The 17,339-nt window shown below is 74.1% G+C and carries 14 protein-coding genes, 1 tRNA gene and 1 pseudogene; 11 read left to right on the top strand and 5 right to left on the bottom strand.

Features of this window, described 5'->3' with window-relative positions:
- Nucleotides 1-373 precede the first annotated feature (373 nt).
- Nucleotides 374-2,038 carry a phospholipid carrier-dependent glycosyltransferase gene (locus tag ABGB16_RS01055; protein WP_347666059.1) on the bottom strand — a complete coding sequence of 555 codons (1,665 nt, stop codon included), beginning with the start codon at nucleotides 2,036-2,038 and terminating at the stop codon, nucleotides 374-376.
- Between the two features lie 210 nt (nucleotides 2,039-2,248).
- On the opposite strand from ABGB16_RS01055, the gene metG reads away from it, so the two are divergent.
- The gene (gene metG, locus ABGB16_RS01050) at nucleotides 2,249-4,051 is read left to right on the top strand and encodes a methionine--tRNA ligase (protein ID WP_347666014.1); all 1,803 of its coding nucleotides are present in this window, start codon (nucleotides 2,249-2,251) and stop codon (nucleotides 4,049-4,051) included.
- Nucleotides 4,052-4,140: 89 nt separating this feature from the next.
- On the opposite strand, the gene ABGB16_RS01045 is transcribed toward metG, so the two are convergent.
- Nucleotides 4,141-4,992 carry an alpha/beta hydrolase gene (locus ABGB16_RS01045; protein ID WP_347666013.1) on the bottom strand — a complete coding sequence of 284 codons (852 nt, stop codon included), beginning with the start codon at nucleotides 4,990-4,992 and terminating at the stop codon, nucleotides 4,141-4,143.
- Nucleotides 4,993-5,161: 169 nt separating this feature from the next.
- On the bottom strand, nucleotides 5,162-6,409 hold the full coding sequence (locus tag ABGB16_RS01040) for a hypothetical protein (protein ID WP_347666012.1): 1,248 nt from the start codon (nucleotides 6,407-6,409) through the stop codon (nucleotides 5,162-5,164).
- 141 nt (nucleotides 6,410-6,550) lie between these two features.
- On the opposite strand from ABGB16_RS01040, the gene ABGB16_RS01035 reads away from it, so the two are divergent.
- The 7 genes from ABGB16_RS01035 (at nucleotide 6,551) to ABGB16_RS01005 (ending at nucleotide 12,610) form a co-directional block, all read left to right on the top strand.
- Entirely contained in the window at nucleotides 6,551-7,465 is a 915-nt protein-coding gene (locus tag ABGB16_RS01035; RefSeq protein WP_347666011.1) for a TatD family hydrolase, read from the top strand.
- A 4-nt stretch (nucleotides 7,466-7,469) separates the two neighbouring features.
- Nucleotides 7,470-8,339: a 16S rRNA (adenine(1518)-N(6)/adenine(1519)-N(6))-dimethyltransferase RsmA gene (gene rsmA, locus ABGB16_RS01030; protein ID WP_347666010.1), complete on the top strand. Its 870-nt coding sequence runs from the start codon at nucleotides 7,470-7,472 to the stop codon at nucleotides 8,337-8,339.
- Between the two features lie 9 nt (nucleotides 8,340-8,348).
- Nucleotides 8,349-8,477 carry a hypothetical protein gene (locus ABGB16_RS01025; RefSeq protein ID WP_347666009.1) on the top strand — a complete coding sequence of 43 codons (129 nt, stop codon included), beginning with the start codon at nucleotides 8,349-8,351 and terminating at the stop codon, nucleotides 8,475-8,477.
- Nucleotides 8,474-9,430 carry a 4-(cytidine 5'-diphospho)-2-C-methyl-D-erythritol kinase gene (locus ABGB16_RS01020; protein ID WP_347666008.1) on the top strand — a complete coding sequence of 319 codons (957 nt, stop codon included), beginning with the start codon at nucleotides 8,474-8,476 and terminating at the stop codon, nucleotides 9,428-9,430. The genes ABGB16_RS01025 and ABGB16_RS01020 overlap by 4 nt, the downstream gene beginning before the upstream one ends.
- 118 nt (nucleotides 9,431-9,548) lie before the next feature.
- Nucleotides 9,549-11,348, top strand: a complete 1,800-nt coding sequence (locus tag ABGB16_RS01015; protein ID WP_347666007.1) for an ABC-F family ATP-binding cassette domain-containing protein — start codon at nucleotides 9,549-9,551, stop codon at nucleotides 11,346-11,348.
- Nucleotides 11,349-11,437: 89 nt separating this feature from the next.
- On the top strand, nucleotides 11,438-11,896 hold the full coding sequence (locus ABGB16_RS01010) for a DUF4383 domain-containing protein (RefSeq protein WP_347666006.1): 459 nt from the start codon (nucleotides 11,438-11,440) through the stop codon (nucleotides 11,894-11,896).
- A gap of 252 nt (nucleotides 11,897-12,148) precedes the next feature.
- On the top strand, nucleotides 12,149-12,610 hold the full coding sequence (locus ABGB16_RS01005) for a DUF4383 domain-containing protein (protein ID WP_347666005.1): 462 nt from the start codon (nucleotides 12,149-12,151) through the stop codon (nucleotides 12,608-12,610).
- Nucleotides 12,611-12,690: 80 nt separating this feature from the next.
- Here the strand turns inward: ABGB16_RS01005 and ABGB16_RS01000 are convergent, their stop codons facing one another.
- Both ABGB16_RS01000 and ABGB16_RS00995 read right to left on the bottom strand, forming a co-directional pair.
- On the bottom strand, nucleotides 12,691-13,380 hold the full coding sequence (locus tag ABGB16_RS01000) for a TetR/AcrR family transcriptional regulator (protein ID WP_347666004.1): 690 nt from the start codon (nucleotides 13,378-13,380) through the stop codon (nucleotides 12,691-12,693).
- Between the two features lie 198 nt (nucleotides 13,381-13,578).
- A complete protein-coding gene (locus ABGB16_RS00995; protein ID WP_347666003.1) occupies nucleotides 13,579-14,571 on the bottom strand; it encodes an acyl-CoA desaturase in 993 nt (330 codons plus the stop codon).
- A gap of 134 nt (nucleotides 14,572-14,705) precedes the next feature.
- On the opposite strand from ABGB16_RS00995, the gene ABGB16_RS00990 reads away from it, so the two are divergent.
- From ABGB16_RS00990 to glmU, 3 genes and pseudogenes are all read left to right on the top strand, one after another.
- Nucleotides 14,706-15,551: a helix-turn-helix domain-containing protein gene (locus tag ABGB16_RS00990; protein ID WP_347666002.1), complete on the top strand. Its 846-nt coding sequence runs from the start codon at nucleotides 14,706-14,708 to the stop codon at nucleotides 15,549-15,551.
- Between the two features lie 29 nt (nucleotides 15,552-15,580).
- Nucleotides 15,581-15,652, top strand: a tRNA-Gln gene (locus ABGB16_RS00985).
- A gap of 113 nt (nucleotides 15,653-15,765) precedes the next feature.
- A pseudogene (gene glmU / locus ABGB16_RS00980) lies at nucleotides 15,766-17,313 on the top strand (bifunctional UDP-N-acetylglucosamine diphosphorylase/glucosamine-1-phosphate N-acetyltransferase GlmU).
- Nucleotides 17,314-17,339 lie beyond the last annotated feature (26 nt).

The raw sequence follows: 17,339 nt of genomic DNA, 5'->3' as shown, positions 1-17,339 counted from the left end.
CCTCGCCGGGTCGGCCGTTCCCGGGCGGTTCTTCCTGGTCGGGGCTCCGCGAGGCTCTCCTCGCCGGTGTCGGCGGTCGGGTCCCCGGGTGGACCGGGAGCCGGCGCGATGCGGGTCGAAAATTGCCGCGAGCCCACCCGTTGTGCCGGTGATGCAAGGTGGCTAAGCTTTTCTTGCGCGCCCCAATCGCCCGCTTCCCCCGTGGCAGGCGATCGGGGCGCGCGCCTATGCTCGCGAAAGTCCCGTCGAATGGACTCCCCGCCCGCGCCGCCGCCAAGGCCCGCGCGGCCGGGCCATCGCGAAGGCCCGCGCGGCCGGGCCATCGCGAAGGCCCGCGCGGCCGGGCCGTGTGCCGGCCGCGCCCGCGCCGGGATCAGATCCAGCGGCCGTCCAGCCACATCCGGGCCGACCAGTCCGCGTACGGCAGCAGCCGGCCGACGAAGATCGGATAGAAGTACGCGAAGCACAGGGCGACCAGCAGCACGTACGCGCCCGCCACGACACCGCCGATCAGCCGCCGCTCGGCGGCGTCCTCGTCCGACCGGGCGCGCCCGCCCTCCGCGGCCGCCCCGGCGGTGGCCGGCGAGACGATCGCGCCCAGCACGTAGACCACCGCGAGCACCAGGAACGGCAGCACCGGCGCGACGTAGAAGGAGAACATCGTCCGGCCGTCGAGGGCGAACCAGAACCAGGGCAGCAGGCCGGCGGCCGCCGACAGCAGGATCGCGCCGGCCCGCCAGTCCCGCCGGGCGGCGCCCAGCCAGGCCGCCCCGACCAGCGCGGGCAGGAACGACCACCAGAGCAGCGGCGTGCCGAGCAGCAGGATCTCCGAGGCGCAGCTCGGCGCCCCGCAGGCGCCCTCGCCGGACCAGTAGAAGGCGACCGGGCGGCCGAGCAGCAGCCACTGCCACGGCCAGGACTGGTACTTGTGCGGGTCGTCGAGCTGCTTGTGGAAGCCGTACGCCGCCTTGTGGTACTCCCACAGGTTGTTCAGCGCCCCGACGACGGGGGTGTCGCTGAGCGCCGGCACGTTGGGGTAGTTGGCGGCCAGGCGGTAGTAGCCGTCGTCGGTCAGCAGCCAGCCCGACCAGGTGGCGACGTACGTGACGACCATCAGCACCCCGGCCAGGGCCAGCCACGGCAGCTCGTCGAGCAGGGCGTCCCGCCACGGCCGGCGTACCCCGGCCGAGCGCCGGACGCCGACCTCCCACAGCAGCACCAGCAGCGCGAAGGCCGGCACGAAGTACAACGCGCTCCACTTCACCGCGCACGCGCAGCCGAGCAGCACCCCGGCGGCCAGCCGCCACCAGGGCCAGTTCCGCCAGCCACCGGTGGGGCGGCCGGCCCGCCCGGGGAGGGCGGGGTCGAGGCCCGCCTCCAACGCCCGGGCCCACCGCCGCCGCCGGGCGTCCCGGTCGAGCACCAGGGCGCCGAACGCCGCCAGGACGAACAGCAGCAGGAAGATGTCGAGCAGCGCGGTGCGGGAGAGCACCAGGTGGAAGCCGTCCAGGGCGAGCAGCAGGCCGGCGGCGCAGCCGAGCGCGGTGGACCGGAACAGCCGGCGGCCGATGCGCACCAGCAGCAGCACCGACAGGACGCCGGCGACGGCCGCCGAGATACGCCAGCCGAACTCGGGGGCGGTGGTCGTCAGGTGCCCCGGCACGGAGATCTTCAACTCCGCGTCCTGGTAGCCGAAGGCCCACTCGCCGAGCCCGATCAGCCACTTGCCCAGCGGCGGGTGCACCACGTACGACGGGCCGTTGTCCTTGTAGTTCCACTCGACGCCCTTGTCGACCAGCCCCCAGGCGTCCCGGGCGTAGTAGATCTCGTCGAAGATCTTGCCCTTCGGGCCGCTGACTCCGACCAGGCGCAGGATCGCCGCGATGGCCACCACCACGGCGGTGGCCAGCCACGAGTTGACGTCGAGCCGGGCGTCGACGGTGGCGAGCCGCCGCCGGACGACGGCGGGAAGGCCGCCGCCGCTGGAGGGGAGAGCCGTGGCGTCGCCGCCGGCCGGTCCGGGGTGCTCCGACTCCATCCGGCCCGCGCTGGCGCTTCGCGCTGTCGACGCACTGCTCACCTGACGATCCTAGGCCGCGGAGGTGTCCGTTGGCGCACGCCGACGCCGAAGCCGGCACGGCCGTCGATGGCGAGTGGGCTTCTTCGGGCGGTATGCCCGAAGCCGGGTCAGGCCCCGCCGGCCGGTTGGTTCGCGGGTTGCCGGCCGTGGTCACTAGGCTTGCTGGTCATGAGTCACGTTCTCGCGGCGGTAGCCTGGCCGTACGCCAACGGCCCGCGCCACATCGGCCATGTATCCGGATTCGGCGTTCCCTCCGACGTCTTCGCCCGGTACATGCGGATGGCCGGCCACGACGTGCTCATGGTCTCCGGCACGGACGAGCACGGCACCCCGATCCAGGTGCAGGCCGACGCCGAGGGGGTCACCCCGCGCGAGCTGGCCGACCGGTACAACCGGGTGATCGCGGAGGACCTGCGGGCGCTGGGGCTGTCGTACGACCTGTTCACCCGCACCACCACCCGCAACCACTACGCGGTCGTGCAGGAGCTGTTCGAGGGGCTGCACCGCAACGGCTACATCGTGCCGAAGGTCACCGTCGGGGCGATCTCCCCGTCGACCGGCCGGACCCTGCCCGACCGCTACATCGAGGGCACCTGCCCCATCTGCGGGTACGACAGCGCGCGCGGCGACCAGTGCGACAACTGCGGCAACCAGCTCGACCCCGTCGACCTGATCAACCCCAAGTCGAAGATCAACGGTGAGACGCCGGAGTTCGTCGAGACCGAGCACTTCTTCCTCGACCTGCCGGCCCTGGCCGACGCGCTGCGGCAGTGGCTGGACACCCGGGAGGGCTGGCGGCCGAACGTCCTGCGCTTCTCGAAGAACCTGCTCGACGACCTCCAGCCCCGGGCCATCACCCGGGACCTGGAGTGGGGCGTGCCGATCCCCCTGGAGGGCTGGCGGGACCGGCCGGACAAGCGCATCTACGTCTGGTTCGACGCGGTGATCGGCTACCTGTCGGCGTCCATCGAGTGGGCCCGCCGCTCCGGCGACCCCGACGCCTGGCGGAAGTGGTGGTCTGCCGACGGGCAGGGGAAGGACGCCCGCGGCTACTACTTCATGGGCAAGGACAACATCGTCTTCCACTCGGTGATCTGGCCGGCGCTGCTCGGCGGGTACTCGGGCGAGGGCGCGCGCGACGGCGAGCCGGGCCGGCTGGGCCGGCTCAACCTGCCCACCGAGGTCGTCTCCAGCGAGTACCTGACGATGGAGGGGCGCAAGTTCTCCTCGTCCCGCAAGGTCGTCATCTACGTCCGGGACTTCCTGGAGCGGTACGACGCCGACGCGCTGCGCTACTTCATCGCCGTGGCCGGCCCGGAGAGCAACGACACCGACTTCACCTGGGCGGAGTTCCTCCGCCGCAACAACGACGAGCTGGTCGCCGGCTGGGGCAACCTGGTCAACCGGTCCATCTCGATGGCGGCGAAGAACTTCGGGGCCGTCCCGTCGGTCGACCCGGCCGGGCTCACCGAGGCCGACGAGGCGCTGCTCGCCACCGCCCGGGCCGGCTTCGCCACCGTCGGCGACCTGATCGCCAGGCACCGGCAGAAGCAGGCGATCGGCGAGGCGATGCGGGTCGTCGCGGAGGCCAACAGGTACCTCTCCGAGCAGGCCCCCTGGAAGCTCAAGGACGAGGCGGACAAGCCCCGGATGGGGACGATCCTGCACGTCGCCCTCCAGGTGGTCAGCGACGCGAACACCCTGCTCACCCCGTTCCTGCCGCACTCCGCGCAGAAGATCCACGAGCTGCTCGGCGGCACCGGCGTGCACGCGCCGATGCCGGTGATCGAGGAGGTCGAGGACCTCGACGGCGGGCCGGCGTACCCGGTGCTGACCGGGGACTACACGGTCGGGGCGCGCTGGGAGTCCGTACCGCTGGAGGTGGGCCGGCCCCTCGCGGCGCCGAAGCCGGTCTTCCGCAAGCTCGACCCGTCGATCGTCGACGAGGAGCTGGCCCGGCTCGCCGGCTGACGGCCCGCCGCGACGCCCGCACGCGACGCCGGCGCCGCCCCCGCGAGGGGAGGCGGCGCCGGCGGTACGCCTCGGCCGGGACGGGCGCCTCAGGCCCGGGCCATCGCGGGCGTGGCGGCGAACTCCAGGATCGCCCGGTTCACGTCGTCGGCGTGGGTCCACGGAATGCCGTGCGGCGCACCCTGCAGCGTGATCAACCGGCTGTTCGGCAGCATCGGCTGCAACCGCTGCCCGGTCGCCCCGATCGGCAGCACCTTGTCCTGGTCGCCCTGCACGATCAGCGTCGGTACGTCGATCCGGGGCAGGTCGCCGCGGAAGTCGGTCAGCCAGGCGTCCACGCACTGCAACGTGGCGATGCCCGACGCCCGGGCCCCGATGTTCCAGTGCGCCCGGTACGCCTCCTCGCTGACCATCCTGCCCTTGTCGTCCTGATGGTTGAAGAACGCGTCGCAGAACGTGGTGAGGAACGCGAACCGGTCGGCGATGATCGCCTGCTGGAAGCCGTCGAACAGACTCCGGTCCACCCCCTCCGGGTTGTCCTCCGTCTTCAGCAGGAACGGCTCCAGGGGGCTGAGCAGCACCGCCCGGTTCACCCGGCTCGACCCGTACACGCCGATGTAGCGGACCACCTCGCCGGTGCCCATCGAGTGGCCGACCAGGACGACGTCCCGCAGGTCCAGCTCCGTCAGCAGGACGTCCAGGTCGGCGGCGAACGTGTCGTAGTCGTACCCGGCCGCCGGCTGGCTGGAGTTGCCGAAGCCCCGCCGGTCGTAGGTGATCGTCCGATAGCCGGCGGCGAGCAGCGCCCCCACCTGTTTCTCCCAGGTCGCCGTGCTGAACGGGAAGCCGTGGATCAGCACCACCGGCTGACCCGCGCCGTGGTCCTCGTAGTACAGGTCAATGGGCGCGGTGTTCTCCGCGCCGACGGTGATGAAGGGCATGCGCGTCTCCTGAGATCCGGGCAAGGGTCGTCGGACGGCCCGCGCATTCCCGACCCACCCGCCGTTATGCCCGCCGCGGCTGCGGCCCACCGTCCTGCCGCGTCGCCCCTCCTGCCGCGTCGCCCCTCCTGTGGCGTCGCCCGGCCGCGGCCCGCCGTCTGCGGGGGCGTCACAGCGGGTACGGCACGTCCACCACCCGGTCGTCGGTCACCTCGGACGCCGGGGCCCACACCTCGTAGACGCCCCGTTCCTGGCACTGCGCCCCGGTCACGGCCACCGCGTCCGGGTCCGGCCGGGTCAGCCGCAGCCGCAGCCAGTCGGCCTCCTCCCGCAGCACCAGGCAGGGCACGCCCCGCCAGCCCGCGTGCCGCAGCCGGCGGGCCACGGCGTCGACCGGGAACCGCGCCGCCCGGGTCATCGCCAGCACCCGGAACCCGCCGGGCAGGTCCGCCACCGCCTCGTACACGGCCCCGGCGTACCCGCCGACCAACCGGGTCGAGCGGGCCGCCTCCCCGGTCGGCAGGTACTCCTGGTCCGGCGGCAGCCCCGGCACCCCCGCCAGCAGGTGGCGCCACTGCGGGCCGACCATCCGCAGCCAGCCCCGCTGCTCGGCCTCGTAGCGGTAGAGGACCACCTCCACCCCCGACGCCGGGTAGGCGACCAGCGTGGCGTTCGCCGGCATCGGCAGGTCGGCGAAGTCCCGGGTGACGAACTCCGGGATCAGCTGCGCCTCGCTCGGCACGAACCCCGTGCCCAGCACCGGCGGGCCGAGCCGGTCCCGGGGCGGCAGCGCGGTCAGGCCCCGGTACGCCGTCCCCACCGGCTGGGCGTAGTCGGCCGGGTCGGCGGCCCGCCAGCGTAGCGCGTACACCACGTCGAGGTCTGCCCGCCCGTCCGGCGCGTCGCTGCGCAGCACCGCGAGGGCCTCCGGCGTACGCAGGTGGGCCACGTCGTGCTCCCGGTGGCAGAAGCCGTACGGCAGCCGGCCCCGGGCGTACCCGGCGAGCTGCCGGGCGGAGAGCACCTTCACCATCCGGGTGCCCCGGCGGATCACCGCCGACGCGCGGACCGCCGCCAGCGTCGGGTCCGCCGCCGCCGCCGGCTGCTGGCTGAGCCGGTGCACCTGCGCCCATCCCCGCTCGCGGTGCAGCGGCACCAGCAGCGGCGCCTCCGCCTCCCCGGCCGGCCCCGCCGCCCCGAGCACCGCGTCGACCTCGCTGGCGTGCGTGAACCGCCGCCAGGGCAGCGCCACCCCCGGCCGGGGCGCCCACTCGAAGCCGGCCGCCTCCTGGGCGCTGAACAGCTCGTACGCCGCACCGCGGGCGATCTCCTCGGCCGGGTACACGGCCCCGCCGTACGCCACGCGCAGCCCGCCGCGTTCCTCGGCGGCTCCGCTGACCTCGGGCGCGACGCTCACCCCGGCGACGCTAGGCGGCCCCGGTGGCGGCCAGGTGAACGTGGCGTGACGGCCCGGTGAGAAGGCGCTGGTCAGCGGCCGGGCCGGGCGGCGCGAGCCGGGAACGCCGGGTGGCGGACCGGGTCGGACCGGCGGTGTGTGATGCTGGCGGCGATGACCGAGTCGACTGAGCCCCGCCGGCAGCGGGCCGCCCGGCGGGCCGGCGAGTTCCCGCCCGCCCCCGACCCGCTGCCCAGCCCCGTACCCGACAGCCACACCCACCTGGACATCACCGTCACCGAGGCCGGCGCCCCCGCCGGCGGCGCGGGCGGGAACGCCGTCGCCGACGACCCGGTCGCGGCGGCGATCGCGGTGGCCGCCGAGGTCGGGGTGGACCGGCTGGTCCAGGTCGGCGTCGACGTGGCGTCGTCCCGGTGGAGCGCCGACACCGCCGACCGCCACCCGGCGGTCCTGGCCACCGTCGCGCTGCACCCCAACGAGGCGCCCCGGCTCGCCGACCTGGACGAGGCGCTGCGCGAGATCGAGGCGCTCGCCGTGCGGGACCGGGTCCGGGGCGTCGGCGAGACCGGGATGGACTTCTTCCGCACCGGCGACGAGGGCCGGGCCGCCCAGGAGGAGAGCTTCCGGGCGCACGTCGCCATCGCCAAGCGGTACGGCAGGGCGCTGGTCATCCACGACCGGGAGGCCCACGCCGACGTGCTGCGCGTCCTCGACGACGAGGGGGCGCCGGACACCGTCGTGCTGCACTGCTTCTCCGGCGACGCCGAGTTCGCCGCCGAGTGCGTCCGCCGGGGCTACCTGCTCAGCTTCGCCGGCACGGTCACCTTCGCCAGCGCCGGGGCGCTGCGCGAGGCCGCCGCGCTCACCCCGCTGGACCAGCTGCTGGTGGAGACCGACGCCCCGTACCTCACGCCGACCCCGCACCGGGGGCGGCCCAACGCGTCGTACCTGGTCCCGCTCACCGTCCGGGCGCTGGCCGCGACCACCGGCGCGGACCTGGACGAGCTGTGCGCCGCGCTGTCGGCCAACGGCGAGCGCGCCTTCGGCCCGTGGTGACGCCGTGACCGGCCTGCTCGGCCCGGCGGAGATCCGGGACCTCGCCGCGCGCCTCGGCGTGAACCCCACCAAGAAGCTCGGCCAGAACTTCGTGCACGACCCGAACACGGTGCGCCGGATCGTCACCGCCGCCGGGCTGGCCCCCGACGACGTCGCCCTGGAGGTCGGGCCCGGCCTCGGCTCGCTCACCCTGGCGCTGCTGCCGGTCGCCGCGCACGTGCACGCCGTGGAGGTCGACCCGACGCTGGCCGCCGCGCTGCCGGAGACCGCCGCCCGGTTCGCCGGCCCGGACGCCGCCCGGCTCACCGTGCACCGGGCCGACGCGCTGCGGGTCGGCGCCGCCGAGCTGGCCGACCCGGCGCCGACCGCGCTGGTGGCGAACCTGCCGTACAACGTGGCCGTGCCGGTGGTGCTGCACCTGCTCGCCGAGCTGCCCACGCTGCGGCACGGCCTGGTGATGGTGCAGAAGGAGGTCGCCGACCGGCTGGTCGCCGGCCCCGGCTCCAAGGTCTACGGCGTCCCCTCGGTCAAGCTCGCCTGGTACGCCCACGCCCGTCCCGCCGGCCGGGTGCCCCCGAACGTCTTCTGGCCGGTGCCGAACGTCGACTCCGGGCTGGTCGCCTTCACCCACCGCGAGCCGCCCCGGCCCGACGTACCCCGGGAGCGGGTCTTCGCCGTGGTCGACGCCGCGTTCGCGCAGCGCCGCAAGACCCTGCGGGCCGCGCTGGCCGGCTGGGCCGGCGGGGCGGACCGGGCCGCCGCCGCGCTCACCGCCGCCGGCGTCGACCCCGGCGCCCGCGGCGAGTCGCTGACCGTCGAGCAGTTCGCCGCCGTCGCCGCGTCGGCCCCGGCCGGTACGCCGGCCGCGCAGTAGGCTGGCGCCGTGCCCGCACCCCTGTACGCGTACGACCTGGTCGACGGCCGGCACGGGCCGGTCGCCGACCCCGCCGAGGAGCCGACCGTGGAGAAGCCGTTCGACATCCGCCTGCGCCCGCGGGACATCGCCCCGTGACCGAGGCCTGGCGACCGAACGGCGAGGACGACCAGCAGCGGCGCGGCGCCAGCGGGCCGGTGCGGGTGCGGGTGCCCGCCAAGGTCAACCTGCACCTCGGGGTGGGCCCACTGCGCCGGGACGGCTACCACGAGCTGAACACCGTCTACCACGCGATCTCGATCCACGACGAGCTGACCGCCCGCCGGGGCGACACCCTCACCCTCACCATGGAGGGGGAGGGCGCCGGAGAGCTGGCCCTGGACGACACCAACCTGGTGATCCGGGCCGCCCACGCCCTCGCCCGGTACGCGGGCGTCCCGCCGCACGCCCGGCTGCACCTGCGCAAGCAGATCCCGCTCGCCGGCGGGCTGGCCGGCGGCAGCGCCGACGCGGCCGCCGCCCTGGTCGCCTGCGACGCGCTCTGGGGCACCGGGCTGTCCCGCGACGAGCTGGCCGGGATCGCCGCCGACCTCGGCTCCGACGTGCCGTTCCTGATCCACGGCGGCACGGCCCTCGGCACCGGCCGGGGCGAGACGGTCAGCCCGGTGCTGGCCCGCCCCACCTCCTGGCACTGGGTGGTCGCCGTCGCCGACGGGGGGCTGTCCACCCCCGCCGCGTACCGGGAACTGGACCGGCTCCGCGCCGCCGGCGCGGCCGGCCCGCCGCTGGGCAGCACGGACGCGCTGCTCGCCGCCCTGCGCCAGCGCGACCCCCGGGTGCTCGCCGCGGCCCTCGGCAACGACCTCCAGGACGCCGCGCTGGCCATGCGCCCGTCCCTGGCCGCCACCCTGAAGGCCGGCGAGGCCGCCGGGGCGCTCGCCGGGATCGTCTCCGGCTCCGGCCCGACGTGCGTCTTCCTCGCCGCCGACGCCGCCGACGCCGCGCGGATCGCCGCCGAACTGGAGGCCGCCGGGGTGTGCCGGGAGGCGCGCACCGCCCACGGCCCGGTGGCCGGGGCCCGGATCGGCTGAGCCGCCCGCCGCCCGGCTCGCCGCAGCCGCGCGGCGGCGCGTCCGCGTACCCTGGTAACCCAGGCGTCCCCAGGTGCCCCCCGGCACCGGGACGCCTTGATCATGGAAGGTGGGGGTAGTGGCCAACATCGTCAACCTGGACCGGGTGTCCAAGGGGTACGGCGCGGCGGGGCCGCTGCTCACCGACGTCTCGCTCGGCCTCGACGACGCCGACCGGGTCGGCGTCGTCGGCCTCAACGGCGCCGGCAAGTCCACCCTGCTGCGGCTGCTCACCCGCATCGAGGAGCCCGACGACGGCCGGGTCACCCACCGGCGCGACCTGCGCGTCGCCTGGCTGCCGCAGGCGCTGACGCTCGCCCCCGACGCCACCGTCCGCGACGTCGTGCTCGGCACCGCCTGGCTCGACCAGAGCATGGGCGCCGAGCACGAGTGGGCCGGCCAGGCCGGGGTCCGGGCCATCCTCGACGGCCTCGGCATGCCGTACCTGGGCCTCGACGCGCCCGTCGGCCCGATGTCCGGCGGCGAGCGCCGCCGGGTGGCCCTCGCCGCGCTGCTGGTCCGCGACTCCGACCTGCTCATCCTCGACGAGCCCACCAACCACCTCGACGTCGGCGGCGTCGACTGGCTGGCCCGGCACCTCGTCGGCCGCCGCGGCGCCCTCGTCGTGGTCACCCACGACCGCTGGTTCCTCGATGCGGTCTGCACCGCCACCTGGGAGGTCGCCGACCAGACCGTCCGCGCCTACGAGGGCGGCTTCGCCGCCTGGACCCTGGCGCGCGCCGAGCGGGAGCGGGTCGCCGCGGCCACCGAGGCCCGCCGGCAGAACCTGCTCCGCAAGGAGATCGCCTGGCTGCGCCGCGGCGCGCCCGCCCGGACCTCCAAGCCCCGGTTCCGGATCGAGGCCGCCAACGCGCTCATCGCCGACGTCCCGCCGCCGCGCGACACCATGTCGCTGCAACGGCTCGCCACCGCCCGGCTCGGCAAGCAGGTGTACGACCTGGAGCACGTCCGGCTGCACGCCGGACCGAAGGAGATCCTGCACGACGTCACCTGGCAGGTCGGCCCCGGCGACCGGATCGCCGTCCTCGGCCGCAACGGGGCCGGCAAGACGACCCTGCTGCGGATGCTGGCCGGCGTCACCCGGCCCGACGGCGGGCGGTTCGCCACCGGCTCCACCGTGCGGCCGGCGTTCCTCTCCCAGGAGCTGGCCGAGCTGCCCGGGCACCTGCGCGTCCTCGAAGCCGTCGAGGAGGTCGCCCGGCGGGTGCAGCTCGGCGACCGGGAGGTCTCCGCCGCCCAGCTCGCCGAGGTCTTCGGCTTCGACGACCGCCGGCTCTGGACGCCGGTCAGCGACCTGTCCGGTGGGGAGCGCCGCCGCCTGCAGATGCTGCGGCTGCTCGCCGGCGAGCCCAACGTGCTCCTGCTGGACGAGCCCACCAACGACCTCGACACCGACACGCTCGCCGCGCTGGAGGACCTGCTCGACTCGTGGCCCGGCACGATCGTCGTGGCCAGCCACGACCGGTACCTCGTCGAGCGGGTCACCGACTCCGTGTACGGGATGTTCGGCGACGGTCGGCTCGTACACCTGCCCGGCGGCGTCGACGAGTACCTCGCCCGCGCCGCGCAGCGGGAACCCGCCGCCGCCCCGGTCGTCGCCGAGGCGCCCGCCGCCCCGGCCCCTACCGGCATGTCCGCCGCCGAGGCCCGGCAGGCGAAGAAGGAACTCGCCCGGCTGGAACGCCAGGTCGGCAAGCTGGAGCAGAAGGAGGCGGAGCTGCTCGACCAGCTCGCCGCCAACGCCACCGACTACGCCCGGGTCGCCGAGCTGGACGCCCAGCTCAAGGACGTACGGGCCGAACGGGAACAGGCCGAGGAGGCCTGGCTGGCCCTCGCCGACCAGGTCCCCGCGAGCTGACCGGTGGGCGGGGGGTGTGCGGCGTCACAGCCGGCCGTGCGGGACAATCGCAGGCGACCCCACACCCGAACGGTCTTGGAGACGCAGACATGGCCTCCCACACCCCCGTCAACCACCCCGCGCGGCCGGTCTACCGGGCGATCGGCGGGCTCGTTGGTCTGTACTTCGTGGTCTTCGGAGTGCTCGGCATCATCGCCAGCGCCGGCGGCGACTTCCTCGCGCAGGACGACACCAAGGTGCTCGGTCAGGGGACCAACCTCGGATACTCGCTGCTGAGCGTCGTGCTCGGGCTGCTGATCCTGGCCAGCACCGCGATCGGCCGCAACGTCGACGTCGCCGTCAACCAGTGGCTGGCGTACGCGCTGATGGTCCTCGGCCTGGCCGAGCTGGCCTTCCTCCAGACCGACGCCAACATCTTCAACTTCACCATGGCCACCGACATCGTGGTCCTCACGCTCTCCCTGGTGCTGCTCATGGTCGGCATGTACGGCAAGGTCGGCACGGACGAGGAGAAGGAGGCCTGGCAGAAGGCCCGGCTGGTGCTCTGATCGCCGCGCCGGGTGTGTGCCGGAGGCCGGCCCGCTCCGGGCGGTCAGGCTTGATCCCTGCGCGGGCCGGCCTCCGGCACACACCTCGGTGGTTCCGGTCGCCGTGCCCTTGCGGCCAGGCGGTGGGGAACAATCAGACGTCACACGGTTGTCGGTGGCCCGGCTTCGGCCGGGCCTTCGGCGTTTCCGGGGACGGGCCGGGGCGACACGGGTGACAATCGTCGGGATCGGTCGCATCCGGACGGAGGGGTCATGGCGCACTTTCCGGTCAACCATCCGGCGCGCCCGTTCTACCGGGCCCTGTCCGGGCTCATCGGGCTGTACATCCTGCTCTTCGGCGTGTGGGGAACTGTCGTGACCTGGGGCGACGGGCTGTTCGGCCGGGGCAGCGACTGGGTCCTCGGCCTGCGTACCAACCTCGCGTTCGCGCTGGTCTCCGTGGTCTTCGGCGCCGTGCTGCTGATCGGCGCGACCCGGCGCAGCAACCTTGGCCACTACATGAACCTGACCGCCGGCGTCGTCTTCCTGGTCACCGCGATCCTGATGATGACCGTGCTGCAGACCTCCGCGAACTTCCTCAACTTCTCGATGTCCACGGTCATCGTGTCGATGCTGTTCGGCCTGGTGCTGCTCGCCACCGGCCTCTACGACAAGGTCGGCCCGACCGACCACGCCCACGCCCACGCCGAGGCTCGGTCGTCCCGGGTCGGGTGATGCCCCCCGATGTCGGCGACATGGGGGTGTCCGAGGGCTCCGGATGCCGCCATGTCGCCGACATCGAGTCGGGTGGGCCGTCAGCGGCCCCCGGTCGTCACCAGGGTCGGCTTCGGCTCCAGGTGCGACAACCCGTGCCAGGCCAGGTTGACCAGGTGCGCGGCCACCGTCTCCTTGCGCGGCTTGCGCACCTCCAGCCACCAACGCCCCGTCAACGCCACCATGCCCACCAGCGCCTGCGAGTAGAGCTCGGCCAGCTTCGGGTCGTACCCCCGGGTCTTGAACTCCGCGCCGAGGATGTGCTCGACCTGGTGCGCGACGTCGTTCATCACGCTGCTGAAGTTGCCCGTCGCCGACATCAGCGGCGACTCCCGGACCAGCACCCGGAAACCGCTCGTCTCCTCCTCGATGTACCCGAGCAGGGCCATCGCGGCCTGCTCCAGCAGCTCGCGGGGATGGCCGGCGGTCAGCGCCGTGGTGATCCGGTCCAGCAGCGCCCGGACCTCCCGGTCCACCACCACCGCATAGAGCCCCTCCTTGCCGCCGAAGTGCTCGTAGACCACCGGCTTGGAGACCTTCGCCCGCGCCGCCACCTCCTCGATCGAGGTCGCGTCGAAGCCGCGCTCCGCGAAGAGCTGCCGGCCGATCGAGATCAACTGCTCCCGCCGCTGCGCGGCCGACATCCGCACCCGGGACGTGGGCTTGCCCGCGGGCGCCGGCACCGCACGCCGCCGGCCGCCGCTGCCGTCACCGACCTGAACATCTGCCATGTCGTCACCTCGCCGGCGCTCGGTGACGCCCTGTCGTGGAATGGGGCCTCCGCTGCTCACGCCGCCGCCCCGGCTGTCTCCGCCACGGCGACGCGCCGCGTCCGACCGTACCCGCGTCCGTGCGGGCCGTCCGCCCGCCGCCGCTCCGCTCGGTCACCCGGCCATCCTGCCAGGCGCCCGCCGATCCCACTGACCGCTTTACCGACCCGCGGTCCGCGCCGTCGCCCCGGCGCCGTCCGTTCGGGCCGTCCTCGCCAGCTTGGCCGCCAGGCGCTCCGGCTTCGGCCAGCGCACCGCCCACGCCGCGCCGGTCTTCTCCAACAGCCAGATCACCCGCGCCGAGATGTCGACCTGCCCGCGCAGCACCCCGTGCCGGGCGCTGGTCGGGTCGGCGTGGTGCAGGTTGTGCCAGCTCTCGCCGAAGGACAGGAGCGCCAGCGGCCAGAAGTTGGACGCCCGGTCGCCCTGCCGCATCGCGAACGGACGCTCGCCGTAGACGTGGCACACCGAGTTGATCGACCAGGTCACGTGGTGCAGCAGCGCGATGCGGACCAGGCCGCCCCAGAACAGGGCGGTCAGCGCGCCCTGCCAGGACCAGGTGAGCAGGCCGCCCATCAGGGCCGGGCCGAGCACCGAGACCACCACCAGCAGGGGGAAGAGCTTGTCCACCCGGCGGGTCGCCCGGTCGGCGAGCAGGTCCGGGGCGAACCGCTCCCGGTTGGACAGCTCGCGGCCGAACAGCCAGCCGACGTGCGCGTGGAACAGCCCCTTCGCCAGCCCCCCGACGCTCTCGCCGAACCGCCACGGTGAGTGCGGATCGCCCTCCAGGTCCGAGAACGCGTGGTGCCGCCGGTGGTCGGCGACCCACTGGATGATCTCGCCCTGCACCGCGAACGAACCCGCCACCGCGAGCGCCACCCGCAGCCAGGGGCGGGCCTTGAACGACCCGTGGGTGAAGTAGCGGTGGTAGCCGATGGTGATGCCGAGCCCGGAGAGGACGTACCAGAACGCCGCCACCGCCAGGTCCGTCCAGCTCAGCCAGCCGCCCCAGGCGACCGGTACGGCGGCCACGAGCGCCAGGAACGGGACGACCACGAACGCCCAGAGGGCGACCAGGATGCCGGCGGACTGCGGGCCCTGGGTGAGTGGCTTGGGACCGGAGGGACGGGGGTCGAGTACGGCGGTCGACATGGCACCTCGCAGCGGGACAGCTTGAGCAAACGAACCTACGCTTACGTCACCGTAACTTACGGTCTCGTAGAACGCACGGGACAGTCCCGTACGCGAATCCCTTAACCGTCGTACGGGCGTCCTAACCTGCCGACGTGGACGACTCCCAGGCGGCCGAGGTCCGCCGACTGCGCACGGTCGAGCAACTCTCGGTGCACGAGATCCGGGCCCGCACCGGCCTCGGGCGCAACCGGGTGCGGGAAATGCTGCGTGGGGTGCCGCCGCCGGAGCGGACCCGGCGCCCCAACGCCAGGGACGACCTGCGCGCCGAGGCGGTGGAGCTGCGGGGCCAGGGTTGCTCGGTCAACGACATCGCCCGCCGGCTCGGGGTGGCGAAGTCGACCGCGTACCAGTGGGTGAAACACCTGCCCCTCGATCCGGACGAGGACACGGCGACGCGGCGCCGAGCCCACGCGAAGGTGATGACGGACGCCCGGTGGGCGGTGCACCGGCAGGCGCGGGAGGAGGCGCGGGCGGACGAGCGGCGGCGCGCCGGGGAGGTGGTGGGGTCGCTCGACCGTCGGGACGTCCTGCTCCTCGGAGCGGCCATCTACTGGTGCGAGGGCGCCAAGTCCAAGCCGTGGCGTCCCCAGGACCGCCTTCAGTTCATCAACAGCGACCCGGGGCTACTGGCGCTGTTCCTCCGTTTTCTCGAGACGTGCGGAGTCGGGCGCGAGGTGCCGGCCTATCGGGTCAGCATCCACGAGTCTGCCGACGCCGCCGCGGCGGCGCAGTGGTGGGCGGATCGGCTGGGCCTGCCGGCGACGCGGTTCGGGCGGTCGGTGCTCAAGAAGCACAACCCGACGACGGTCCGCCGGAACACCGGCGATGACTACCACGGGTGCCTGGTGATCAGCGTGCCTCGCAGCCGCGAGCTCTACTGGCGGATCGAAGGTATGATCACGGAATTGTTCCGGGCGGCAGGCGGTGTGCCGGGCTAGATCGATGTGCCGCTACGCTGGGCGGGCGATGGGGTGTGGGGTAACGGCAACCCGCAGGCCTTTGGAGCCTTGAGCTCCTGGTTCGAATCCAGGCACCCCAGCTCGCGTTTCTCCGCCGGTCCAATGCCGGCATTTGTCTGGCCGGATGCGGATTGCAGCCATTGCGTGGTTAGCATGGCCGCGAGACTGTCGCCTTCCCGACGGGAGCCACGTCGTGTCCCAGCCCCACCTCCGTACCGTCGTCGTGCTCGCCGCCGGGGAGGGCAAGCGGATGAAGTCGGCGCTGCCCAAGGTGCTGCATCCGCTGCTCGGCCGGACACTCGTCGGCCACGTGCTCGCCGCCGCCGCGCCGCTCGCCGCCGACCGGACGGTGGTCGTCGTCGGGCACGGTGCCGACCAGGTACGGGCGCACCTGGCCGAGATCGCCCCGGACGCCACCCCGGTGCTCCAGGCCGAGCAGTTGGGCACCGGCCACGCGGTCCGGATCGCGCTGGACGCCGTGCCGGAGGCCGCCGGGACGGTGGTCGTGCTCAACGGCGACGTGCCACTGCTGCGCGCCGAGACGGTCGCCGCGCTCGTGGCGGCGCACGAGGACGCGGGGGCGGCGGCCACGGTGCTGGCCGCCGAGGTGCCCGACCCGACCGGGCTGGGCCGGATCGTCCGGGACGCCGCGGGCCGGCTGGAGCAGATCGTCGAGGAGCGCGACGCGACGCCGGAGCAGCGGGCGTCGCGGGAGATCAACGCGGGCATCTACGCGTTCGACGGGGCGCGGCTGCGGGACGCGCTGGGCAAGCTCTCCACGGACAACGACCAGGGCGAGGAGTACCTGACCGACGTCTTCGGGCTGCTCGGCTCCGCGGGGGAGCCGGTGGCGGTGCACGTGGCCGCCGACCACGCCGAGACGCTCGGCTGCAACGACCGGGTGGAGTTGGCGGCGCTGCGCCGGCTGCTGCGCGACCGGGTCAACGAGGCCTGGATGCGCACCGGGGTCAGCATCCTGGATCCGGAGACGACCTGGATCGACGTGACGGTCGCGGTGGACCGGGACGCGGTGATCGACCAGAACACCCAGCTGCGGGGCGGCACGGTGGTCGGGGCGCAGGCGGTGGTCGGCCCCGACGTGACGCTGATCGACACGGTGGTCGGCCCCGGGGCGACCGTGCTGCGCAGCCACGCCGTCGGCGCCGAGGTGGGCCCGGGGGCGAGCGTCGGGCCGTACGCGTACCTGCGGCCGGCGGCGAAGCTGGCCGAGAAGGCGAAGGTGGGCACGTTCGTCGAGGTGAAGAACTCCGAGGTCGGCGCGGGCGCGAAGGTGCCACACCTGTCGTACGTGGGGGACGCGACGATCGGGCCGAAGGCCAACATCGGCGCGGCGACGATCTTCGTGAACTACGACGGGGTGAACAAGCACCGCACGACGGTCGGGGAGGCGGCGTTCGTGGGCTGCGACACGACGCTGATCGCCCCGGTCGAGGTGGGGGCGGGCGCGTACGTCGCGGCGGGCAGCGCGATCACCGAGGACGTGCCGCCGGGGGCGCTCGGGGTGACCCGCGCGCCGCAGCGGAGCATCGAGGATTGGGTGTCCCTGCGGCGGGCTGGCACGGCGTCGGCGGAGGCGGCCGAGCGGGCCCGGCAGGCTGCGGCGGAAGCGGCGGAGGATGCGTCGGCTGACGGGTGAGCCGCAAGGGACAGTGAGGCAATCCACGGGGGTGCCGAGGCGGTGGGACGGCCCTCGGGCAGGGGAGATACTGCAACCGAATAGTCCCGGCCCACACCGCAGCCGGGTAT

Source organism: Micromonospora sp. B11E3 (genome assembly GCF_039871625.1).
In the GTDB taxonomy this organism is placed as follows: domain Bacteria; phylum Actinomycetota; class Actinomycetes; order Mycobacteriales; family Micromonosporaceae; genus Micromonospora.
Note: the sequence above shows the minus strand (reverse complement) of the source record. Positions and strands in the feature narration are given on the sequence as shown.